General features: G+C 50.2%; 32 protein-coding genes. 26 read left to right on the top strand and 6 right to left on the bottom strand.

Annotated elements, in window-relative coordinates:
- Positions 1-140 precede the first annotated feature (140 nt).
- The 20 genes from rplN (at position 141) to arfA (ending at position 9,858) form a co-directional block, all read left to right on the top strand.
- Positions 141-512 carry a 50S ribosomal protein L14 gene (gene rplN / locus OGY19_RS10500; RefSeq protein ID WP_000613954.1) on the top strand — a complete coding sequence of 124 codons (372 nt, stop codon included), beginning with the start codon at positions 141-143 and terminating at the stop codon, positions 510-512.
- A 10-nt stretch (positions 513-522) separates the two neighbouring features.
- A complete protein-coding gene (gene rplX, locus OGY19_RS10495; protein WP_003031122.1) occupies positions 523-837 on the top strand; it encodes a 50S ribosomal protein L24 in 315 nt (104 codons plus the stop codon).
- A 14-nt stretch (positions 838-851) separates the two neighbouring features.
- The gene (gene rplE / locus OGY19_RS10490) at positions 852-1,391 is read left to right on the top strand and encodes a 50S ribosomal protein L5 (RefSeq protein WP_003031123.1); all 540 of its coding nucleotides are present in this window, start codon (positions 852-854) and stop codon (positions 1,389-1,391) included.
- Between the two features lie 14 nt (positions 1,392-1,405).
- A complete protein-coding gene (rpsN, locus tag OGY19_RS10485; RefSeq protein ID WP_003031125.1) occupies positions 1,406-1,711 on the top strand; it encodes a 30S ribosomal protein S14 in 306 nt (101 codons plus the stop codon).
- Positions 1,712-1,741: 30 nt separating this feature from the next.
- A complete protein-coding gene (gene rpsH / locus OGY19_RS10480; protein WP_003031127.1) occupies positions 1,742-2,134 on the top strand; it encodes a 30S ribosomal protein S8 in 393 nt (130 codons plus the stop codon).
- 12 nt (positions 2,135-2,146) lie between these two features.
- A complete protein-coding gene (gene rplF / locus OGY19_RS10475; RefSeq protein WP_048213523.1) occupies positions 2,147-2,680 on the top strand; it encodes a 50S ribosomal protein L6 in 534 nt (177 codons plus the stop codon).
- A gap of 9 nt (positions 2,681-2,689) precedes the next feature.
- Positions 2,690-3,043, top strand: coding sequence for a 50S ribosomal protein L18 (gene rplR / locus OGY19_RS10470; RefSeq protein ID WP_000358960.1), 354 nt, complete (start codon positions 2,690-2,692; stop codon positions 3,041-3,043).
- Positions 3,044-3,057: 14 nt separating this feature from the next.
- Positions 3,058-3,561, top strand: a complete 504-nt coding sequence (gene rpsE, locus OGY19_RS10465) for a 30S ribosomal protein S5 (RefSeq protein WP_003031131.1) — start codon at positions 3,058-3,060, stop codon at positions 3,559-3,561.
- Positions 3,562-3,564: 3 nt separating this feature from the next.
- On the top strand, positions 3,565-3,744 hold the full coding sequence (gene rpmD / locus OGY19_RS10460) for a 50S ribosomal protein L30 (protein WP_001140434.1): 180 nt from the start codon (positions 3,565-3,567) through the stop codon (positions 3,742-3,744).
- Positions 3,745-3,747: 3 nt separating this feature from the next.
- Entirely contained in the window at positions 3,748-4,182 is a 435-nt protein-coding gene (rplO, locus tag OGY19_RS10455) for a 50S ribosomal protein L15 (protein WP_003031132.1), read from the top strand.
- 7 nt (positions 4,183-4,189) lie between these two features.
- Complete coding sequence (gene secY, locus OGY19_RS10450; RefSeq protein ID WP_001118864.1) at positions 4,190-5,521, top strand: preprotein translocase subunit SecY; 1,332 nt, start codon at positions 4,190-4,192, stop codon at positions 5,519-5,521.
- A gap of 30 nt (positions 5,522-5,551) precedes the next feature.
- Complete coding sequence (rpmJ, locus tag OGY19_RS10445; protein ID WP_000868187.1) at positions 5,552-5,668, top strand: 50S ribosomal protein L36; 117 nt, start codon at positions 5,552-5,554, stop codon at positions 5,666-5,668.
- Positions 5,669-5,814: 146 nt separating this feature from the next.
- Entirely contained in the window at positions 5,815-6,171 is a 357-nt protein-coding gene (gene rpsM, locus OGY19_RS10440; protein WP_003031135.1) for a 30S ribosomal protein S13, read from the top strand.
- A 16-nt stretch (positions 6,172-6,187) separates the two neighbouring features.
- Positions 6,188-6,577 carry a 30S ribosomal protein S11 gene (gene rpsK / locus OGY19_RS10435; RefSeq protein ID WP_003031137.1) on the top strand — a complete coding sequence of 130 codons (390 nt, stop codon included), beginning with the start codon at positions 6,188-6,190 and terminating at the stop codon, positions 6,575-6,577.
- A gap of 33 nt (positions 6,578-6,610) precedes the next feature.
- Positions 6,611-7,231: a 30S ribosomal protein S4 gene (gene rpsD, locus OGY19_RS10430; protein WP_003031138.1), complete on the top strand. Its 621-nt coding sequence runs from the start codon at positions 6,611-6,613 to the stop codon at positions 7,229-7,231.
- Positions 7,232-7,256: 25 nt separating this feature from the next.
- Positions 7,257-8,246 carry a DNA-directed RNA polymerase subunit alpha gene (locus OGY19_RS10425; RefSeq protein ID WP_003031139.1) on the top strand — a complete coding sequence of 330 codons (990 nt, stop codon included), beginning with the start codon at positions 7,257-7,259 and terminating at the stop codon, positions 8,244-8,246.
- 40 nt (positions 8,247-8,286) lie between these two features.
- Complete coding sequence (gene rplQ / locus OGY19_RS10420; RefSeq protein ID WP_001216370.1) at positions 8,287-8,670, top strand: 50S ribosomal protein L17; 384 nt, start codon at positions 8,287-8,289, stop codon at positions 8,668-8,670.
- Between the two features lie 107 nt (positions 8,671-8,777).
- The gene (locus tag OGY19_RS10415) at positions 8,778-9,146 is read left to right on the top strand and encodes a DnaJ family domain-containing protein (protein ID WP_003845236.1); all 369 of its coding nucleotides are present in this window, start codon (positions 8,778-8,780) and stop codon (positions 9,144-9,146) included.
- A gap of 10 nt (positions 9,147-9,156) precedes the next feature.
- A complete protein-coding gene (gene zntR / locus OGY19_RS10410) occupies positions 9,157-9,582 on the top strand; it encodes a Zn(2+)-responsive transcriptional regulator (RefSeq protein ID WP_003031145.1) in 426 nt (141 codons plus the stop codon).
- Positions 9,583-9,639: 57 nt separating this feature from the next.
- Entirely contained in the window at positions 9,640-9,858 is a 219-nt protein-coding gene (gene arfA, locus OGY19_RS10405; protein WP_048213520.1) for an alternative ribosome-rescue factor ArfA, read from the top strand.
- Here arfA and mscL read toward each other — a convergent pair.
- The 5 genes from mscL to def form a co-directional block, all read right to left on the bottom strand.
- The gene (mscL, locus tag OGY19_RS10400; protein WP_003031152.1) at positions 9,855-10,268 is read right to left on the bottom strand and encodes a large-conductance mechanosensitive channel protein MscL; all 414 of its coding nucleotides are present in this window, start codon (positions 10,266-10,268) and stop codon (positions 9,855-9,857) included. The two genes, arfA and mscL, sit on opposite strands and share 4 nt — an antisense overlap.
- A 141-nt stretch (positions 10,269-10,409) precedes the next feature.
- Positions 10,410-11,786 carry a Trk system potassium transporter TrkA gene (trkA, locus tag OGY19_RS10395; protein ID WP_115601380.1) on the bottom strand — a complete coding sequence of 459 codons (1,377 nt, stop codon included), beginning with the start codon at positions 11,784-11,786 and terminating at the stop codon, positions 10,410-10,412.
- Between the two features lie 21 nt (positions 11,787-11,807).
- Positions 11,808-13,097, bottom strand: a complete 1,290-nt coding sequence (gene rsmB / locus OGY19_RS10390; RefSeq protein WP_115601381.1) for a 16S rRNA (cytosine(967)-C(5))-methyltransferase RsmB — start codon at positions 13,095-13,097, stop codon at positions 11,808-11,810.
- Between the two features lie 53 nt (positions 13,098-13,150).
- Complete coding sequence (gene fmt / locus OGY19_RS10385; RefSeq protein WP_061068718.1) at positions 13,151-14,098, bottom strand: methionyl-tRNA formyltransferase; 948 nt, start codon at positions 14,096-14,098, stop codon at positions 13,151-13,153.
- Positions 14,099-14,112: 14 nt separating this feature from the next.
- A complete protein-coding gene (gene def / locus OGY19_RS10380) occupies positions 14,113-14,622 on the bottom strand; it encodes a peptide deformylase (RefSeq protein ID WP_040232019.1) in 510 nt (169 codons plus the stop codon).
- A 129-nt stretch (positions 14,623-14,751) separates the two neighbouring features.
- Between def and dprA the strand changes: the two genes are divergently transcribed.
- From dprA to OGY19_RS10350, 6 genes are read left to right on the top strand one after another with little or no spacing between them, the layout of a single operon-like run.
- Positions 14,752-15,876, top strand: coding sequence for a DNA-protecting protein DprA (gene dprA / locus OGY19_RS10375; RefSeq protein ID WP_048213517.1), 1,125 nt, complete (start codon positions 14,752-14,754; stop codon positions 15,874-15,876).
- Complete coding sequence (smg, locus tag OGY19_RS10370; RefSeq protein ID WP_005134083.1) at positions 15,848-16,321, top strand: DUF494 family protein Smg; 474 nt, start codon at positions 15,848-15,850, stop codon at positions 16,319-16,321. Before dprA ends, smg begins: the two co-directional genes overlap by 29 nt.
- 26 nt (positions 16,322-16,347) lie before the next feature.
- The gene (locus OGY19_RS10365; RefSeq protein WP_048213516.1) at positions 16,348-16,890 is read left to right on the top strand and encodes a DNA topoisomerase family protein; all 543 of its coding nucleotides are present in this window, start codon (positions 16,348-16,350) and stop codon (positions 16,888-16,890) included.
- A 3-nt stretch (positions 16,891-16,893) separates the two neighbouring features.
- Entirely contained in the window at positions 16,894-17,466 is a 573-nt protein-coding gene (tsaC, locus tag OGY19_RS10360) for an L-threonylcarbamoyladenylate synthase type 1 TsaC (protein WP_048213515.1), read from the top strand.
- A 1-nt stretch (position 17,467) separates the two neighbouring features.
- Positions 17,468-18,289 carry a shikimate dehydrogenase gene (gene aroE, locus OGY19_RS10355; RefSeq protein ID WP_061068717.1) on the top strand — a complete coding sequence of 274 codons (822 nt, stop codon included), beginning with the start codon at positions 17,468-17,470 and terminating at the stop codon, positions 18,287-18,289.
- On the top strand, positions 18,286-18,543 hold the full coding sequence (locus OGY19_RS10350; protein WP_061068716.1) for a DUF1488 family protein: 258 nt from the start codon (positions 18,286-18,288) through the stop codon (positions 18,541-18,543). Before aroE ends, OGY19_RS10350 begins: the two co-directional genes overlap by 4 nt.
- Here the strand turns inward: OGY19_RS10350 and OGY19_RS10345 are convergent.
- Complete coding sequence (locus OGY19_RS10345; protein ID WP_048213512.1) at positions 18,519-19,073, bottom strand: gamma carbonic anhydrase family protein; 555 nt, start codon at positions 19,071-19,073, stop codon at positions 18,519-18,521. The genes OGY19_RS10350 and OGY19_RS10345 overlap by 25 nt on opposite strands.
- Positions 19,074-19,454: the final 381 nt, after the last annotated feature.

Below are 19,454 nucleotides of genomic sequence, written 5' to 3'. Positions count from 1 at the left end.
AAACGGCTCAGCGATGAGCCGTTTATTTTTTCTACCCATATCGTTGAAGCGGTGTTATAATGCCGCGCCCCCGATATGGGGCTTTTTTAACGACCTGATTTTCGGGTCTCAGTAGTAGTTGACATTAGCGGAGCACTAAAATGATCCAAGAACAGACTATGCTGAACGTCGCCGACAACTCCGGTGCACGTCGCGTAATGTGTATCAAGGTTCTGGGTGGCTCGCACCGTCGCTACGCAGGCGTCGGCGATATCATCAAGATCACCATCAAGGAAGCAATTCCGCGTGGTAAGGTCAAAAAAGGTGATGTGCTGAAGGCGGTAGTGGTGCGCACCAAGAAGGGTGTTCGTCGCCCGGACGGTTCTGTCATTCGCTTCGATGGAAATGCATGCGTTATTTTAAACAATAACAGCGAGCAACCTATCGGTACGCGTATTTTTGGGCCGGTAACTCGTGAACTTCGTAACGAGAAGTTCATGAAAATTATCTCTCTGGCACCAGAAGTACTCTAAGGAGCGAATCATGGCAGCGAAGATCCGTCGTGATGACGAAGTTATCGTGTTAACCGGTAAAGATAAAGGTAAACGCGGTAAAGTTAAGAATGTCCTGTCTTCCGGCAAGGTCATTGTTGAAGGTATCAACCTGGTTAAGAAACATCAGAAGCCGGTTCCGGCCCTGAACCAACCAGGCGGCATCGTAGAGAAAGAAGCAGCTATTCAGATCTCTAACCTTGCTATCTTCAACGCGGCAACCGGCAAGGCTGACCGTGTAGGCTTTAGATTCGAAGACGGCAAAAAAGTCCGTTTCTTTAAATCTAACAGCGAAACTATCAAGTAATTTGGAGTAGTACGATGGCGAAACTGCATGATTACTACAAAGACGAAGTAGTCGCTAAACTCATGACTGAGTTTAACTACAATTCTGTCATGCAAGTCCCTCGGGTCGAGAAGATCACCCTGAACATGGGTGTTGGTGAAGCGATCGCTGACAAGAAACTGCTGGATAACGCAGCAGCTGACCTGACAGCAATCTCCGGTCAAAAACCGCTGATCACCAAAGCACGCAAATCTGTTGCAGGCTTCAAAATCCGTCAGGGCTATCCGATCGGCTGTAAAGTAACTCTGCGTGGCGAACGCATGTGGGAGTTCTTTGAGCGCCTGATCACTATTGCTGTTCCACGTATCCGTGACTTCCGTGGCTTGTCCGCTAAGTCTTTCGACGGTCGTGGTAACTACAGCATGGGTGTCCGTGAGCAGATCATCTTCCCAGAAATCGACTACGATAAAGTCGACCGCGTGCGTGGTTTGGATATTACCATTACCACTACTGCGAAATCTGACGAAGAAGGCCGTGCTCTGCTGGCTGCCTTTGACTTCCCGTTCCGCAAGTAAGGTAGGGTTACTGAATGGCTAAGCAATCAATGAAAGCACGCGAAGTAAAGCGCGTAGCTTTAGCTGATAAGTACTTCGCAAAACGCGCTGAACTGAAAGCTATTATCTCTGATGTGAACGCGACCGACGAAGATCGTTGGAACGCAGTTCTCAAGCTGCAGTCTCTGCCGCGTGATTCCAGCCCGTCCCGTCAGCGTAACCGCTGCCGTCAAACAGGTCGTCCGCATGGCTATGTGGGCAAGTTCGGGTTGAGCCGTATCAAACTGCGTGAAGCCGCCATGCGCGGTGAAGTACCAGGCTTGAAAAAGGCTAGCTGGTAATTACCAATTGAATCACGGGAGTAAAGACAGATGAGCATGCAAGATCCGATCGCGGATATGCTGACCCGTATCCGTAACGGTCAGGCCGCGAATAAAGCTGCGGTCACCATGCCTTCCTCCAAGCTGAAAGTGGCAATTGCCAACGTGCTGAAGGAAGAAGGTTTTATTGAAGATTTTAAAGTTGAAGGCGACACCAAGCCGGAACTGGAACTTACTCTCAAGTATTTCCAGGGTAAAGCTGTTGTAGAAAGCATTCAGCGTGTCAGTCGCCCAGGTCTGCGCATTTATAAGCGTAAAGACGAGCTGCCGAAAGTTATGGCTGGCATGGGTATCGCAGTTGTTTCTACCTCTAAAGGTGTTATGACTGATCGTGCAGCGCGCCAGGCTGGTCTTGGTGGCGAAATTATCTGCTACGTAGCCTAATCGGAGGAAAAAATGTCTCGTGTTGCTAAAGCACCGGTCGTTATTCCTGCCGGCGTTGATGTAAAAATCAACGGTCAGGTTATTACGATCAAAGGTAAAAACGGCGAGCTGACTCGTACTCTCAACGATGCTGTTGCAGTAAATCATGCAGATAATGCACTGACCTTCGGTCCGCGTGATGGTTACGCAGATGGATGGGCTCAGGCTGGTACCGCGCGTGCCCTGCTGAACTCAATGGTTGTCGGTGTTACCGAAGGCTTCACTAAGAAGCTTCAGCTGGTTGGTGTAGGTTATCGTGCAGCGGTTAAAGGGAATGTAGTAAACCTGGCTTTAGGTTTCTCTCACCCAGTTGACCATCAGCTGCCTGCGGGAATCACTGCAGAATGTCCGACTCAGACTGAGATCGTGCTGAAAGGCGCTGATAAACAGCTGATCGGTCAGGTTGCAGCAGATCTGCGCGCCTACCGTCGTCCTGAGCCTTATAAAGGCAAGGGTGTTCGTTACGCCGACGAAGTCGTGCGTACCAAAGAGGCTAAGAAGAAGTAAGGTAACACTATGGATAAGAAATCTGCTCGTATCCGTCGTGCGACCCGCGCACGCCGCAAGCTCCAGGAGCTGGGTGCAACTCGCCTGGTGGTACATCGTACCCCGCGTCATATTTACGCACAGGTAATTGCACCGAACGGTTCTGAAGTTCTGGTAGCTGCTTCTACTGTAGAAAAAGCTATCGCTGAACAATTGAAGTACACCGGTAACAAAGACGCTGCTGCAGCTGTAGGTAAAGCTGTTGCTGAACGCGCTCTGGAAAAAGGCATCAAAGATGTATCCTTTGACCGTTCCGGGTTCCAATATCATGGTCGTGTCCAGGCACTGGCAGATGCTGCCCGTGAAGCTGGCCTTCAGTTCTAAGGTAGAGGTGTAAGATGGCTCACATCGAAAAACAAGCTGGCGAACTGCAGGAAAAGCTGATCGCGGTTAACCGCGTATCTAAAACCGTTAAAGGTGGTCGTATTTTCTCCTTCACAGCTCTGACTGTAGTTGGTGATGGTAACGGTCGCGTTGGTTTTGGTTACGGTAAAGCGCGTGAAGTTCCAGCAGCGATCCAGAAAGCGATGGAAAAAGCCCGTCGCAATATGATTAACGTCGCGCTGAACCACGGCACCCTGCAGCACCCGGTTAAGGGTACTCACACGGGTTCTCGTGTCTTCATGCAGCCGGCTTCCGAAGGTACCGGTATCATCGCCGGTGGTGCAATGCGCGCCGTTCTGGAAGTCGCTGGAGTTCGTAACGTTCTGGCTAAAGCGTATGGTTCCACTAACCCGATTAACGTGGTTCGTGCAACTATCGATGGTCTGGAAAATATGAAATCTCCGGAAATGGTCGCTGCCAAGCGTGGTAAATCCGTTGAAGAAATTCTGGGGAAATAAACCATGGCAAAGACTATTAAAATTACTCAAACCCGCAGTGCAATCGGTCGTCTGCCGAAACACAAGGCAACGCTGCTTGGCCTGGGTCTGCGTCGTATTGGTCACACCGTAGAGCGCGAGGATACTCCTGCTGTTCGTGGTATGGTCAACGCGGTTTCCTTCATGGTTAAAGTTGAGGAGTAAGAGATGCGTTTAAATACTCTGTCTCCGGCCGAAGGCTCTAAAAAAGCGGCTCGCCGCCTGGGTCGTGGTATCGGTTCTGGCCTCGGTAAAACCGGTGGTCGTGGTCACAAAGGTCAGAAGTCTCGTTCTGGCGGTGGCGTACGTCGCGGTTTCGAGGGTGGTCAGATGCCTCTGTACCGTCGTCTGCCGAAATTCGGCTTCACTTCACGTAAAGCAGCGATTACAGCCGAAGTTCGTCTGTCTGACCTGGCTAAAGTTGAAGGCGGTGTTGTAGACCTGAACACGCTGAAAGCAGCCAACATTATCGGTATCCAGATCGAGTTCGCGAAAGTGATCCTGGCTGGTGAAGTCACTACTCCGGTAACTGTTCGTGGCCTGCGTGTTACTAAAGGCGCTCGTGCTGCTATCGAAGCTGCTGGCGGTAAAATCGAGGAATAAGTAGCAGATGGCTAAACAACCGGGATTAGATTTTCAAAGTGCCAAAGGTGGCTTAGGCGAGCTGAAACGCAGACTGCTGTTTGTAATCGGCGCGCTGATTGTGTTCCGTATTGGCTCTTTCATTCCGATCCCTGGTATTGATGCCGCTGTACTTGCCAAACTGCTTGAGCAACAGCGAGGCACCATCATTGAAATGTTTAACATGTTCTCTGGTGGTGCACTCAGCCGTGCTTCTATCTTTGCTCTGGGGATCATGCCGTATATTTCGGCGTCGATCATTATCCAGCTGCTGACGGTGGTTCATCCAACGCTGGCAGAAATTAAGAAAGAAGGGGAGTCTGGTCGTCGTAAGATCAGCCAGTACACCCGTTACGGTACTCTGGTGCTGGCTATATTCCAGTCGATCGGTATTGCTACCGGTCTGCCGAATATGCCTGGTATGCAGGGCCTGGTGATGAACCCAGGCTTTGCATTCTATTTCACTGCTGTTGTAAGTCTGGTTACAGGGACGATGTTCCTGATGTGGTTGGGTGAACAGATTACTGAACGTGGTATCGGCAACGGTATCTCAATCATTATCTTCGCCGGTATTGTCGCGGGACTCCCGCCAGCCATTGCCCATACTATCGAGCAAGCGCGTCAAGGCGACCTGCACTTCCTCGTGTTGCTGTTGGTTGCAGTATTAGTATTCGCAGTGACGTTCTTTGTTGTATTTGTTGAGCGTGGTCAACGCCGCATTGTGGTAAACTACGCGAAACGTCAGCAAGGTCGTCGTGTCTATGCTGCACAGAGCACACATTTACCGCTGAAAGTGAATATGGCGGGGGTAATCCCGGCAATCTTCGCTTCCAGTATTATTCTGTTCCCGGCGACCATCGCGTCATGGTTCGGGGGCGGGACTGGTTGGAACTGGCTGACAACAATTTCGCTGTATTTGCAGCCTGGGCAACCGCTTTATGTGTTACTCTATGCGTCTGCAATCATCTTCTTCTGTTTCTTCTATACGGCGTTGGTTTTCAACCCGCGTGAAACAGCAGATAACCTGAAGAAGTCCGGTGCATTTGTACCAGGAATTCGTCCGGGAGAGCAAACGGCGAAGTATATCGATAAAGTAATGACCCGCCTGACTCTGGTTGGTGCGCTCTACATTACCTTTATCTGCCTGATCCCGGAGTTCATGCGTGATGCAATGAAAGTACCGTTCTACTTCGGTGGGACCTCACTGCTTATCGTTGTTGTCGTGATTATGGACTTTATGGCTCAAGTGCAAACTCTGATGATGTCAAGTCAGTACGAGTCTGCATTGAAGAAGGCGAATCTGAAAGGCTACGGCCGTTAACAGTCGCCCGAGAAGTTACGGAGAGTAAAAATGAAAGTTCGTGCTTCCGTCAAGAAATTATGCCGTAACTGCAAAATCGTTAAGCGTGATGGTGTCATCCGTGTGATTTGCAGTGCCGAGCCGAAGCATAAACAGCGCCAAGGCTGATTTATTCGCATATTTTTCTTGCAAAGTTGGGTTGAGCTGGCTAGATTAGCCAGCCAATCTTTTGTATGTCTGTGCGTTTCCATTTGAGTATCCTGAAAACGGGCTTTTCAGCATGGTGCGTACATATTAAATAGTAGGAGTGCATAGTGGCCCGTATAGCAGGCATTAACATTCCTGATCAGAAACATGCTGTGATCGCATTAACTTCGATCTACGGCGTCGGCAAGACCCGTTCTAAAGCCATTCTGGCTGCCGCGGGTATCGCTGAAGATGTTAAGATCAGTGAGCTGTCTGAAGAACAAATCGACACGCTGCGTGACGAAGTTGCCAAATTTGTCGTTGAAGGTGATCTGCGCCGTGAAGTTAGCATGAGCATCAAGCGCCTTATGGATCTTGGTTGCTATCGCGGTTTGCGTCATCGTCGTGGTCTCCCGGTTCGCGGTCAGCGTACCAAGACCAACGCACGTACCCGTAAGGGTCCGCGCAAACCGATCAAGAAATAATCGGGGTGATTGAATAATGGCAAAGGCACCAATTCGTGCACGTAAACGTGTAAGAAAACAAGTCTCTGACGGCGTGGCTCATATCCATGCTTCTTTTAACAACACCATCGTTACCATTACTGATCGTCAGGGTAACGCACTGGGTTGGGCAACAGCCGGTGGTTCCGGTTTCCGTGGTTCTCGCAAATCCACTCCGTTTGCAGCTCAGGTTGCAGCAGAGCGTTGCGCTGAAGCCGTAAAAGAATACGGTATCAAGAATCTGGAAGTTATGGTCAAAGGACCGGGTCCAGGTCGCGAATCTACTGTTCGTGCTCTGAACGCCGCTGGTTTCCGCATCACTAATATTACTGATGTGACTCCGATCCCTCATAACGGTTGTCGTCCGCCGAAAAAACGTCGCGTATAACGCTGTCGTTTCTAGGATTGTTGGAGAAAGAAAATGGCAAGATATTTGGGTCCTAAGCTCAAGCTGAGCCGTCGTGAGGGCACTGACTTATTCCTTAAGTCTGGCGTTCGCGCGATCGATACCAAGTGTAAAATTGAACAAGCTCCTGGCCAGCACGGTGCGCGTAAACCGCGTCTGTCTGACTATGGTGTGCAGTTGCGTGAAAAGCAAAAAGTTCGCCGTATCTACGGTGTGCTGGAGCGTCAGTTCCGTAACTACTACAAAGAAGCAGCGCGTCTGAAAGGCAACACCGGTGAAAACCTGTTGGGTCTGCTGGAAGGTCGTCTGGACAACGTTGTATACCGTATGGGCTTCGGTGCCACTCGTGCAGAAGCACGTCAGCTGGTCAGCCATAAAGCAATTATGGTAAACGGTCGTGTTGTTAACATCGCTTCTTATCAGGTTAGTCCGAATGACGTTGTTAGCATTCGTGAGAAAGCGAAGAAGCAGTCTCGCGTGAAAGCCGCTCTGGAGCTGGCTGAGCAGCGTGAAAAGCCAACCTGGCTGGAAGTTGATGCTGGCAAGATGGAAGGTACGTTCAAGCGTAAGCCGGAGCGTTCTGATCTGTCTGCGGACATTAACGAACACCTGATCGTCGAGCTTTACTCCAAGTAAAGCTTAGTACCAAAGAGAGGACACAATGCAGGGTTCTGTGACAGAGTTTCTAAAACCGCGCCTGGTAGATATCGAGCAAGTGAGTTCGACGCACGCCAAGGTGACCCTTGAGCCTTTAGAGCGTGGCTTTGGCCATACTTTGGGTAACGCACTGCGCCGTATTCTGCTCTCATCGATGCCGGGTTGCGCGGTGACCGAGGTTGAGATTGATGGTGTACTACATGAGTACAGCACCAAAGAAGGCGTTCAGGAAGATATCCTGGAAATCCTGCTCAACCTGAAAGGGCTGGCGGTGAGAGTTCAGGGTAAAGATGACGTTATTCTTACCTTGAATAAATCTGGCATTGGCCCTGTGACTGCAGCCGACATTACCCATGATGGGGATGTCGAAATCGTCAAGCCACAGCACGTGATCTGCCACCTGACCGATGAGAATGCATCTATTAGCATGCGTATCAAAGTTCAGCGCGGTCGTGGTTATGTGCCGGCTTCTACCCGAATTCATTCGGAAGAAGATGAGCGCCCAATCGGCCGTCTGCTGGTCGACGCATGCTACAGCCCTGTAGAGCGTATTGCCTACAATGTTGAAGCAGCGCGTGTAGAACAGCGTACCGACCTGGACAAGCTGGTCATCGAAATGGAAACCAACGGCACAATCGATCCTGAAGAGGCGATTCGTCGTGCGGCGACCATTCTGGCTGAACAACTGGAAGCTTTCGTTGATTTACGTGATGTACGTCAGCCGGAAGTTAAAGAAGAGAAACCAGAATTCGATCCGATCCTGCTGCGCCCTGTTGACGATCTGGAATTGACTGTCCGCTCTGCTAACTGCCTCAAAGCAGAAGCTATCCACTATATCGGTGATCTGGTACAGCGTACTGAGGTTGAGCTTCTTAAGACGCCTAACCTTGGTAAAAAATCTCTTACCGAGATTAAAGACGTGCTGGCTTCCCGTGGACTGTCTCTGGGCATGCGCCTGGAAAACTGGCCACCGGCAAGCATCGCTGACGAGTAACCGGATCACAGGTTAAGGTTTTACTGAGAAGGATAAGGTCATGCGCCATCGTAAGAGTGGTCGTCAACTGAACCGCAACAGCAGCCATCGCCAGGCTATGTTCCGCAATATGGCAGGTTCACTGGTTCGTCATGAAATCATCAAGACGACTCTGCCGAAAGCGAAAGAGCTGCGTCGCGTAGTTGAGCCGCTGATTACTCTTGCCAAGACTGATAGCGTAGCTAATCGTCGTCTGGCATTCGCCCGCACTCGTGATAACGAGATCGTGGCAAAACTGTTTAACGAACTGGGCCCGCGTTTCGCGAGCCGCGCCGGTGGTTACACTCGCATTCTGAAGTGTGGTTTCCGTGCAGGCGACAACGCGCCGATGGCATACATCGAGCTGGTTGATCGTTCAGAGAAAACAGAAGCTGCTGCAGAGTAATCTGTAGTAACGTAAAAAAACCCGCCTCGGCGGGTTTTTTTATATCCGTCATATCCCCACTTATCTACAATATCTGTACTCTTTTTGTTCATCCCCTGGAGTGTTGTATGTGGTTACTGGACCAGTGGGCAGAGCGCCATATTATTGATGCACAATCTAAAGGTGAGTTTGATGATTTACCGGGAACGGGCGAACCGCTGACTCTTGACGATGACTCCCATGTCCCGCCTGAACTCCGAGCCGGATACCGTTTATTAAAAAATGCAGGTTGCCTCCCTCCTGAGCTCGAGCAACGCAGAGAAGCAATACAGCTGCTTGAAATACTCGCGGGGATCCGCAAAGATGATCCAAGTTATCCGGAGGTGAGCCGAAGACTGTCGCTGCTGGAACTTAAACTTCGGCAGGCTGGACTCAGCACCGAGTTTTTGCGCGGTGACTACGCAGATAAGCTGCTAAAAAAGATCAACGATGAATAGCGGAGAGAGCATGTACCGAATTGGTGAAATAGCGAAACTGGCTGACGTGACGCCAGATACTATCCGCTACTATGAAAAGCAGCAGATGATGGAGCATGAAGTGCGTACTGAAGGCGGATTTCGCCTCTATACAGAAAGCGATCTTCAGCGCCTGAAGTTTATTCGTTATGCCCGCCAGCTTGGTTTCACTCTGGAGTCGATCCGGGAATTGCTTTCGATCCGTGTTGATCCCGAACACCATACCTGTCAGGAATCAAAAGGGATCGTCCAGGAAAGACTGCAAGAAGTCGAAGCACGTATTGCCGAACTTCAGACGATGCAGCGGTCTCTGCAGCGATTGAATGATGCATGCTGCGGCAAGGCACACAGCAGCGTGTACTGCTCTATTCTTGAAGCTCTTGAGCAAGGCGCCAGTGGAACAACATCAGGCTGTTGATTTCTTGAACTGCCGGGTCTACACTCGCGGCGTAAATTACTACAAACTGGAGATATTATGAGTCGTTATCAGCACACCAAAGGGCAGATAAAAGACAACGCCATTGAGGCGCTTCTGCATGACCCACTGTTCAGACAGCGCGTTGAGAAGAATAAAAAAGGTAAAGGTAGTTATCTGCGTAAAGGTAAACATGGCAATCGGGGTAACTGGGAGGCCAGTGGCAAGAAAGTGAATCACTTTTTTACCACTGGCCTTCTGGTTTCAGTGAGTGCTTAAGAACGGTTATTTTGTTCTTTCAGCAGGTCACGAATTTCACTCAGCAATACTTCTTCTTTCGAGGGAGCTGGCGGTGCAGCCGGCTCTTCCGCTTTTTTACGATTCAGTTTGTTGATCAGTTTGATTGCCATAAAGATAGCAAACGCCACAATAATGAAATCAAATACGTTCTGAATAAATACACCGTAATGCATAACGACAGCCGGGATGTCTCCCTGCGCATCGCGTAATGTCAAAGCAAACTGTTTAAAATCGATCCCACCAATTAACAACCCCAGTGGCGGCATGATGATATCGGCAACCAGCGATGAAACAATCTTACCGAATGCCGCACCAATAATGACACCCACTGCCAAATCGACAACATTCCCGCGCATCGCGAATTCGCGAAACTCTTTAATAATGCTCATTTTATTCTCCCTATGCAGCTGACGTTTATAAGTTTAACAAATGTTTAGGCAATTTCCATTTATGTATTGCCGAAAGGAAAATTTATTAGACCATGAAATATAAAGGGAAATAAAAAGGGCGCTGTATTAGCGCCCAAATTATTACAGGAAGAAAGGACTTGGCTGGAATAGTCGCTCGACGTCAGTAATAAACTTTTTGTCTGTCAGGAACATGATAACGTGATCACCCTGCTCAATACGCAGGTTGTCATTGGCTATCATCACGTCGTTACCTCGCACTACCGCACCAATAATGGTACCGGGTGGAAGTTTAATTTCGTCTATTGCGCGACCGACAACCCGAGATGTCGTTTCATCCCCGTGCGCGACAGCTTCAATGGCTTCCGCGACGCCACGGCGTAGTGAAGAAACGCCGACAATGTCAGCTTTACGTACGTGACTGAGCAGCGCGGAGATGGTCGCCTGTTGCGGTGAAATTGCAATATCAATCACGCTACCCTGCACCAGATCGACATATGCTCTGCGTTGGATTAACACCATCACTTTCTTGGCACCCATCCGTTTGGCAAGCATCGCCGACATGATATTCGCTTCATCATCGTTGGTCACTGCGATAAACAGATCAACTTGATCAATATGTTCTTCAGCCAGCAGCTCTTGATCCGAGGCATCACCGAAAAAGACGATCGTATTTTGCAATTTCTCCGCAAGCTCGGATGCCCGTTGCTGATTGCGCTCGATCAGTTTGACGCTGTAATCTTTTTCCAGACGTCGGGCCAGACCAGCACCGATATTACCGCCACCCACTAACATAATACGCTTGTACGGCTTTTCCAGACGCTGTAGCTCGCTCATTACGGCGCGAATATGCTGTGATGCCGCAATAAAGAACACTTCATCACCCGCTTCAACGATCGTAGAACCTTGTGGACGGATTGGTCGATCATGACGGAAAATCGCCGCAACGCGGGTATCGATGTGTGGCATATGTTCGCGCATTGTCGACAGTGCATTGCCGATCAATGGTCCGCCGTAATAGGCTTTTACTACTGCCAGACTGACTTTACCTTCGGCAAAATTGACTACCTGTAATGCACCCGGATATTCAATCAGTCGATAAATGCTATCGATAACCAGTTGCTCCGGCGCAATCAGGTGATCGATAGGTACCGCATCGGATTGGAATAGCTTGTCCGCATCACGAACATAATCCGGTGAACGAATACGGGCGATGCGATTAGGCGTATTAAACAGTGAATAAGCTACCTGGCAGGCAACCATATTTGTTTCATCTGAGCTGGTTACGGCAACCAGCATATCGGCATCGTCGGCCCCAGCTTCACGCAGTACGCGAGGATGTGAACCGTGCCCTTGCACGACGCGGAGATCAAACTTGTCCTGCAGGCTGCGCAGGCGTTCACCATTGGTATCGACTACCGTGATATCGTTGTTTTCTCCGACCAGGTTTTCAGCCAGCGTACCGCCAACTTGCCCTGCGCCCAGAATGATAATTTTCATCAGTCGCGACCCGTTATCTCATCACTTTTTGATTAGCTTAGCGTAAAAGAAGCCATCGCCATCTTCCGCACTTGGTAAATTCTGACGTCCGGGTTTTTCCGGCGTACCGGTTTCGCTTAATACCGCATCCGGCGTGCGTGCCAGGAAGGCGGTAATTTGCTGCTGGTTTTCTTCTGGCAGGATAGAGCACGTTGCATAAACCAGCGTGCCGCCAGGTTTAAGATGTAACCAGGTTGCATTCAGGATCTCGGCCTGCAATTGGGCAAGTTCGGCAATATCCCGGTCGCGGCGCAGCCATTTGATATCCGGATGGCGACGAATCACCCCGGTGGCAGAACACGGAGCATCCAGCAAAATACGGTCAAACTGTTGTCCGCCACACCATTGTTGTGGATATCGACCATCACCCTGTTTTACGGTTGCCTTCATGCCGAGGCGTTTCAGATTGTCGTAAACGCGCGATAAGCGTTTCTCATCGACATCGACGGCCATCACGTTAGCTTGCGGAGCAACTTCCAGAATGTGCGTCGTTTTACCGCCCGGCGCGCAGCACAGGTCGAGGATCTGTTCACCGTTCTCCGGCAACAGATAAGTTACACATCCTTGAGCTGAAGCATCCTGGACGGTTACCCAGCCTTCATCAAAGCCTGGGAGGGCGTGTACAGGAGCCGGCGTTTCCAGACGCACTGCATCCGGATAATCCGGATGTGGGAAGCCGGTTAATCCTGCTTCGCTAAGCAGGTCCAGCCAGGCGTCGCGCGTATGGTGGTTACGATTGACACGCAGCCACATCGGTGGTCGCTGATTATTGGCTTCAAGAATAGCTTCCCACTGCTGCGGATAAGTGGCCTTAATACGTTTCACCAGCCAGGAAGGGTGTAAGAAACGTAAATCGCTTTGCGCGAACTCGGCCAGCAGTTCATCCTGACGACGCTGAAACTGGCGCAACACGCCGTTGATCAACCCTTTAAGCTGCGGACGCTTTATGACAACCGCACCTTCGACAGTCTCAGCCAGCGCAGCGTGCGGTGGAATACGGGTATGCAGTAGCTGGTAGAAGCCCACCATGATCAGATAGTGAACGGTGCGCTGTTTGCCCGTCATTGGACGTTCCATCAGCTGCTGGATCATCCACTCCAGTTGGGAGAGCGTGCGTAATACGCCGAAGCAAAGTTCCTGCAACAGCGCCTTATCTTTGTCGGCTACTTTTTGCTGCATGGCGGGCAGTACGTTACTCAACGATTGGCCCTTTTCGACAACCTGTTCGACAGCCTGGGCCGCCATACTGCGTAAATTAAGATGTTTTTTCATAAGCGCAAAAATAAAAATGCCCGGAGGCTCCGGGCTTTAAAAGAGATGAACCGTCAGATCAGACGATTCCCGGGCACAAACCACTCCCGACGCGAATTGAGCAGATCCTGTGCGCTCATCGCTTTCTTACCGGCAGGCTGTAAAGCGATGAGATTCAGGATGCCGTCGCCTGTTGCGACCTGGATGCCCTGCTTTGTCGCCTCGAGGATGGTGCCTGGTGCAGACTGTGTGTTCACAGCAATAACAGAAGCTTTCCAGACTTTCACTGGCTGACCTTCGATTTCAAGCCAGCTCATTGGCCACGGGTTAAAGGCGCGGATACAGCGTTCCAACTGAGTGGCCGAAAGCGACCAGTCGATACGTGCCTCTTCTTTGCTGAGTTTTTCTGCATGCGTAACCAGAGATTCATCCTGAACAACTGGTTTTATTGTGCCAGCAGCAAGCTGTTTTAGCGTTTCAATCAGCCCCTGCGGCCCCAAATCTGCCAGCTTATCGTATAACGAACCGCTGGTATCTTCTGCCGTAATTGGGCACGACAGCTTATGCAGCATATCTCCGGTGTCCAGACCGACATCCATCTGCATGATGGTTACACCTGTTTCGGTGTCGCCTGCCCACAATGAACGCTGGATCGGTGCGGCCCCACGCCAGCGTGGAAGCAGAGAACCATGAACGTTGATGCAACCCAGACGCGGCATGTCCAGTACGGCTTTTGGCAGAATCAGGCCATATGCCACCACCACCATTACATCAGCGTGCAGATCAGAAACCAGTTGTTGGTTTTCCTGGGGACGAAGAGATACAGGTTGGAAAACGGGTATCCCTTTTTCTTCCGCCAGCACTTTTACCGGGCTGGGCATCAGCTTTTTACCACGTCCCGCAGGGCGGTCCGGTTGGGTAAACACCCCAACGACGTTATGTCCAGAAGACAACAGCGCGTCGAGATGACGCGCTGCAAAGTCAGGTGTACCCGCAAAAATAATACGTAGTGAGTCTGACACGTTGATTCTTGTCCTTAAGCTCGGGCGTTCAGGCGGTCGAGTTTTTCAACTTTCTGACGAATACGTTGTTGCTTCAACGGAGACAGATAATCGATAAACAGTTTACCGACCAGGTGATCCATTTCATGTTGGATGCAGATAGCCAACAGGCCATCGGCCTCCAGTTCAAAAGGCTTACCGTCGCGATCGAGCGCACGAATTTTTACTTTTTCAGCGCGCGGTACTAATGCACGTTGTTCAGGAATAGACAGGCAGCCTTCTTCAATGCCCGTTTCACCGTCTTTTTCCAGCAGCTCTGGGTTAATGAGTACCAGACGCTCGTCACGGTTTTCAGAGACATCAATAACAATGATGCGCTGATGAATATCGACCTGTGTTGCGGCCAGACCGATACCTTCTTCGGCGTACATCGTTTCGAACATATCATCAACGATACGCTGAATTTCTGCATTCACTTCTTCAACCGGCTTTGCGACTTTGCGAAGACGCTCGTCCGGAATATGTAACACTTGCAAAACTGACATAGTTATCCAGAGTTGTGTTCAGGAATTGGAAAGATTATTACCTCTATTCTAGACAAAACCCGCTCTGATTGACAGCATCAGTGACCAATCGCAAAGATTGCCAGGACTGCTTGTGGCAGGGGAACAGGGATGACCCATATTGAGATTTGGTTACGTTTAGCACAAGTGAATGAACTGTATGGTGATGAGATGGTGCGCACTGCTCGCTGGCTTATCGCTCAACCGAGTATTAACAATACGGTACTTCGGCATGCAGGGTTCACTCCTCGCCAGGTCGAACGTTTTCTGGCCTTTTCTGAACAGTCACTGGAAAAAACGCTGCGTTGGCTTGAGTTACCCCATCATCATCTGGTTTTTGCCGACAGCAAGTATTTTCCGCCGCAGCTGCGTGCTATTGAGGATTACCCTGGCGTACTTTTCATTGCTGGCCGCCCTGAGTGTCTTCACTCATTTCAAGTTGCTGTTGTCGGCAGTCGGCAGTACTCCTGGTATGGCGAACGATGGGCGCGGTTGTTCTGCGAAAAGCTTTCAGCATGTGGTGTGACGATCACTAGCGGACTGGCTAAAGGGATTGACGGTGTGGCGCATACTGCAGCGATAAACACACACGGGGCCAGTATTGCGGTACTGGGAAATGGTTTGGAAACTATATATCCACGGCGACATGTTCGTCTTGCCGAAAGTTTGATAGAGGCCGGAGGTGCTCTGGTGTCCGAGTTTCCTTTGGATATGCTCCCTTTACCGCGTAATTTTCCCCGACGAAATCGCATTATTAGTGGTCTAAGTAAGGGAGTACTGGTTGTTGAAGCGGCACAGCGTAGTGGCTCATTAGTCACTGCACGCTGTGCGCTGGAACAAGGACGGGAGGTTTTTGCTTTGCCTGGACCGATAGGGAGTCCGGGAAGTGAAGGTCCCCATTGGCTCATTCAGCAGGGAGCCATGCTTGTGACGGCACCAGAGGAAATACTGGAAAGTTTGCAATATGGGCTGCAATGGCTGCCAGATGAGCCTGAAAAATCAATTTATTCGCCGGATCACGAAGAGGTGGCATTGCCATTTTCAGAGCTCCTGGCTAACGTAGGAGATGAGGTAACACCTGTTGACGTCGTCGCTGAACGTGCCGGCCAACCTGTGCCAGAGGTAGTGGCTCAACTGCTCGAACTGGAGTTAGCAGGATGGATCGCAGCTGTACCCGGCGGCTATGTCCGATTGAGGAGGGCAAGCCATGTTCGACGTACTAATGTATTTGTTTGAGACATATATCCATAACGAAGCTGAGCTGCGTGTGGATCAGGACAAACTGGAACGGGATCTTACCGACGCTGGTTTTGATCGTGAAGACATCTACAACGCGTTACTGTGGCTGGAAAAGCTTGCTGATTATCAGGACGGCCTTGCAGAACCTATGCAGCTTGCATCAGATCCCCTTTCTGTACGTATTTATACTGCAGAAGAGTGCGATCGGCTGGATGCGAGCTGTCGGGGGTTCCTGCTATTCCTGGAGCAGATTCAGGTGCTAAACCTCGAAACGCGAGAAATGGTGATAGAGCGCGTACTTGCGCTGGATACGGCTGAGTTTGATCTGGAAGACCTGAAGTGGGTGATCCTGATGGTTCTGTTCAACATTCCAGGCTGCGAAAATGCCTATCAGCAAATGGAAGAATTACTCTTTGAAGTGAATGAAGGTATGCTGCATTAATCAATCTTCATTCAGTATGAGTTGTTATGGCTAAATCAGCACTGTTTACGGTGCGTAAAAACGAGCCCTGCCCACAATGTGGGGCTGAACTGGTTATTCGTTCCGGGAAACACGGCCCGTTTCTTGGTTGCTCACACTATCCAGAATGCGATTATGTCCGTCCGCTGAAATCATCTGCGGACGGACATATAGTCAAAGTTCTGGAGGGTAAATTCTGCCCTGCTTGTGGCGCTGAACTGGTGCTGAGGCAGGGACGATTCGGTATGTTTATTGGGTGCAGTGATTACCCTGCCTGCGATCACACTGAGCTTATCGATAAGCCTGATGAAACCGCAGTAGTGTGCCCCCAATGCCAGACGGGCCATTTGGTTCAGCGGCGTTCACGTTATGGCAAAACCTTCTACTCCTGCGATCGCTATCCGGAGTGTCAGTTTGTCATTAACTTCAAACCGTTAGCGGGAGAGTGTCCAGAGTGCCACTATCCGCTACTCATCGAAAAGAAAACCGCGCAGGGTGCGAAGCATTTCTGTGCCAGTAAACAATGTGGAAAGCCGATCCCGGCGGAATAAAAAGTGAATAAAAACCTGCCTACGGACCCCATCGCTGCCGCGATAGAGGTTCTGCAACAAGAAAATGTCATCGCTTATCCAACAGAAGCCGTTTTTGGTGTCGGTTGCAATCCTGACAGCGAAACGGCGGTAATGCGTCTGTTGGAACTCAAACAACGTCCAATTGATAAAGGTTTGATTTTGATTGCGGCAAGCTTTGATCAACTCAAACCGTATATTGATGACAGTATGCTCACCGATGCTCAACGTGAAGCTGTTTTCGCTCGCTGGCCTGGCCCTGTCACTTTCGTTTTCCCGGCTCCTGCGACAACGCCGCGTTGGCTAACCGGTCGTTTTGATTCGCTCGCCGTGCGCGTCACGGATCACCCGCTGGTGGTTGCATTGTGCCAGGCTTATGGCAAGCCATTAGTTTCTACCAGTGCCAATCTGAGTGGACTGGCACCCTGCAGAACGGTAGAGGAAGTACGAGCGCAGTTCGGGGAAGATTTTCCAGTGGTTGAAGGTAATACCGGCGGACGTTTGAATCCCTCGGAAATCAGAGATGCTTTGACGGGTGAACAGTTTCGACAGGGGTAATATGAAAGAAGCCTATGCTGTTTTTGGTAATCCGGTAGCACACAGCAAATCGCCTTTTATTCATCAGCAATTTGCAGAGCAGCTGAAGATTGATCACTCTTATGGTCGGGTGTTGGCGCCGATCAATAACTTTGTGAATACGCTCAATGCCTTTTTTGCTGATGGGGGGAAAGGGGCTAATGTTACCGTTCCTTTTAAAGAAGAGGCTTTTGCGCGTGCTGATGAACTAACAGAGCGGGCATCGCTGGCTGGGGCGGTCAATACTCTAAAACGGCTGGAGGATGGGCGTTTACTGGGTGATAACACCGATGGTATCGGCCTGCTTAGCGATCTTGAGCGTTTGTCTTTCATTCATCCCGGGTCTCGTATCCTGTTGATTGGGGCTGGTGGAGCGTCCCGTGGCGTGTTGCTGCCTCTCCTGTCTATGGATTGCGCGGTGACTATTGTTAATCGCACCGCCTCACGTGCTGAAGAATTGGCGCAGATCTTCTCCCATACCGGCAGCGTTCAGGCGGTAGGAATGGATGAGCTGGATAATTACACCTTCGATCTGATCATCAACGCAACGTCCAGTGGTATTAGCGGTGATGTTCCAGCCATTCCTGCATCGCTTATTCATTCTTCGGTTTATTGCTACGACATGTTCTATCAAAAGGGGAATACTCCGTTCCTTTCCTGGTGCGTATCGCATGGTGCAAAACATTGTGCTGATGGTTTGGGAATGCTGGTGGGGCAAGCGGCACATGCTGTTTTGCTCTGGCATGGTGTACTACCGGAGATTGAGCCTGTGATTAAAACACTGCAACAGGAACTTTCTGCATGAATCAGGCGATTCAATTCCCTGATAGGGAAGAGTGGGTGGCGGATATTAATTCCGTCGTCTTCCCGGCGATGGTTCATGGTATGCAGCTAAAATGTGCCATAAAAGGAGAGACGCTGGCGCATCGCTTTGGCGGCGACACGCCTGAACAGTGGCTTGAAACTTTTCGCGAATATCGCTGGGATCTGGAAGAAGAGGCTGAAGCATTGATCCAGGCCCAGCAGGAAGATTCTCAAGGTTGGGTCTGGTTATCCTGACCTAAATACTCATCTTTCCACTTCACGTAGTTGTCAGCAGAATACTGTAGGCCTGCTTTCTCTTCATCAGTTAGTGGGCGGATTTGTTTAACCGGGCTTCCCAGATACAGATATCCGCTTTCCAGGCGTTTGTTTTGTGGAACCAGGCTCCCAGCCCCAATCATAACGTCGTCTTCTACGACTACGCCATCCAGTAAAATCGATCCCATACCGACTAAAACGCGGTTGCCAATGATGCAACCGTGTAGCATGACTTTATGACCAACCGTAACGTCCTCACCCACGATCAGTGGATTACCCTGCGGATTAGACGTGGATTTATGCGTGACATGGAGAACGCTGCCGTCCTGGATGTTTGTACGGGCGCCAATCTGTACGTAGTTCACATCGCCACGAATCGCAACCAGTGGCCAAATCCCGACATCATCAGCCAGACGAGCATCGCCAATGACAACACTACTACTATCGATCATGACGCGTTTGCCGATCTGTGGGAAAAGATCCTTATAAGGACGTAGTACATCAGACATGTTTACCTCAATGAAAATAGGGCGGTAATGAAGACTTTGGTTGGATTATTGAGACTGTGCAAGTGGTTTAGCTATCAAAAATCAGCCAAATTGCACAGGAATGTAGCGAAAGGAGTGAAAAACAAGCATTCGGCAAAAAAGATCCAAAAAACACTTGTGCTAAAAAATGGGATCCCTATAATGCGCCTCCATCGACACGGCGGATGTGAATCACTTCACGCAAACGGCCGGGCCGGTTGAAGAGAAAAACCTGAAAATGAGGGTTGACTCTGAAAGAGGAAAGCGTAATATACGCCACCTTGCGACAGAGCGCTAAAGCGCGTCGCAACTGCTCTTTAACAATTTATCAGACAATCTGTGTGGGCACTCGAAGATACGGAT

It is taken from the genome of Citrobacter sp. Cy070, assembly GCF_030332245.1.
GTDB lineage: Bacteria > Pseudomonadota > Gammaproteobacteria > Enterobacterales > Enterobacteriaceae > Citrobacter > Citrobacter youngae.
The sequence above is the reverse complement of the archived record's forward strand: the minus strand, read 5'-3'. Positions and strand labels throughout refer to the sequence as shown.

Excerpts from the sequence above, each read along its gene's own strand:
- rplN (WP_000613954.1), top strand. The coding sequence starts at position 141 with ATGATCCAAGAACAGACTATGCTGAACGTCGCCGACAACTCCGGTGCA.
- rplX (WP_003031122.1), top strand. The coding sequence starts at position 523 with ATGGCAGCGAAGATCCGTCGTGATGACGAAGTTATCGTGTTAACCGGT.
- rplE (WP_003031123.1), top strand. The coding sequence starts at position 852 with ATGGCGAAACTGCATGATTACTACAAAGACGAAGTAGTCGCTAAACTC.
- rpsN (WP_003031125.1), top strand. The coding sequence starts at position 1,406 with ATGGCTAAGCAATCAATGAAAGCACGCGAAGTAAAGCGCGTAGCTTTA.
- rpsH (WP_003031127.1), top strand. The coding sequence starts at position 1,742 with ATGAGCATGCAAGATCCGATCGCGGATATGCTGACCCGTATCCGTAAC.
- rplF (WP_048213523.1), top strand. The coding sequence starts at position 2,147 with ATGTCTCGTGTTGCTAAAGCACCGGTCGTTATTCCTGCCGGCGTTGAT.
- rplR (WP_000358960.1), top strand. The coding sequence starts at position 2,690 with ATGGATAAGAAATCTGCTCGTATCCGTCGTGCGACCCGCGCACGCCGC.
- rpsE (WP_003031131.1), top strand. The coding sequence starts at position 3,058 with ATGGCTCACATCGAAAAACAAGCTGGCGAACTGCAGGAAAAGCTGATC.
- rpmD (WP_001140434.1), top strand. The coding sequence starts at position 3,565 with ATGGCAAAGACTATTAAAATTACTCAAACCCGCAGTGCAATCGGTCGT.
- rplO (WP_003031132.1), top strand. The coding sequence starts at position 3,748 with ATGCGTTTAAATACTCTGTCTCCGGCCGAAGGCTCTAAAAAAGCGGCT.
- secY (WP_001118864.1), top strand. The coding sequence starts at position 4,190 with ATGGCTAAACAACCGGGATTAGATTTTCAAAGTGCCAAAGGTGGCTTA.
- rpmJ (WP_000868187.1), top strand. The coding sequence starts at position 5,552 with ATGAAAGTTCGTGCTTCCGTCAAGAAATTATGCCGTAACTGCAAAATC.
- rpsK (WP_003031137.1), top strand. The coding sequence starts at position 6,188 with ATGGCAAAGGCACCAATTCGTGCACGTAAACGTGTAAGAAAACAAGTC.
- rpsD (WP_003031138.1), top strand. The coding sequence starts at position 6,611 with ATGGCAAGATATTTGGGTCCTAAGCTCAAGCTGAGCCGTCGTGAGGGC.
- OGY19_RS10425 (WP_003031139.1), top strand. The coding sequence starts at position 7,257 with ATGCAGGGTTCTGTGACAGAGTTTCTAAAACCGCGCCTGGTAGATATC.
- rplQ (WP_001216370.1), top strand. The coding sequence starts at position 8,287 with ATGCGCCATCGTAAGAGTGGTCGTCAACTGAACCGCAACAGCAGCCAT.
- OGY19_RS10415 (WP_003845236.1), top strand. The coding sequence starts at position 8,778 with ATGTGGTTACTGGACCAGTGGGCAGAGCGCCATATTATTGATGCACAA.
- zntR (WP_003031145.1), top strand. The coding sequence starts at position 9,157 with ATGTACCGAATTGGTGAAATAGCGAAACTGGCTGACGTGACGCCAGAT.
- arfA (WP_048213520.1), top strand. The coding sequence starts at position 9,640 with ATGAGTCGTTATCAGCACACCAAAGGGCAGATAAAAGACAACGCCATT.
- mscL (WP_003031152.1), bottom strand. The coding sequence starts at position 10,268 with ATGAGCATTATTAAAGAGTTTCGCGAATTCGCGATGCGCGGGAATGTT.
- trkA (WP_115601380.1), bottom strand. The coding sequence starts at position 11,786 with ATGAAAATTATCATTCTGGGCGCAGGGCAAGTTGGCGGTACGCTGGCT.
- rsmB (WP_115601381.1), bottom strand. The coding sequence starts at position 13,097 with ATGAAAAAACATCTTAATTTACGCAGTATGGCGGCCCAGGCTGTCGAA.
- def (WP_040232019.1), bottom strand. The coding sequence starts at position 14,622 with ATGTCAGTTTTGCAAGTGTTACATATTCCGGACGAGCGTCTTCGCAAA.
- dprA (WP_048213517.1), top strand. The coding sequence starts at position 14,752 with ATGACCCATATTGAGATTTGGTTACGTTTAGCACAAGTGAATGAACTG.
- smg (WP_005134083.1), top strand. The coding sequence starts at position 15,848 with ATGTTCGACGTACTAATGTATTTGTTTGAGACATATATCCATAACGAA.
- OGY19_RS10365 (WP_048213516.1), top strand. The coding sequence starts at position 16,348 with ATGGCTAAATCAGCACTGTTTACGGTGCGTAAAAACGAGCCCTGCCCA.
- aroE (WP_061068717.1), top strand. The coding sequence starts at position 17,468 with ATGAAAGAAGCCTATGCTGTTTTTGGTAATCCGGTAGCACACAGCAAA.
- OGY19_RS10350 (WP_061068716.1), top strand. The coding sequence starts at position 18,286 with ATGAATCAGGCGATTCAATTCCCTGATAGGGAAGAGTGGGTGGCGGAT.
- OGY19_RS10345 (WP_048213512.1), bottom strand. The coding sequence starts at position 19,073 with ATGTCTGATGTACTACGTCCTTATAAGGATCTTTTCCCACAGATCGGC.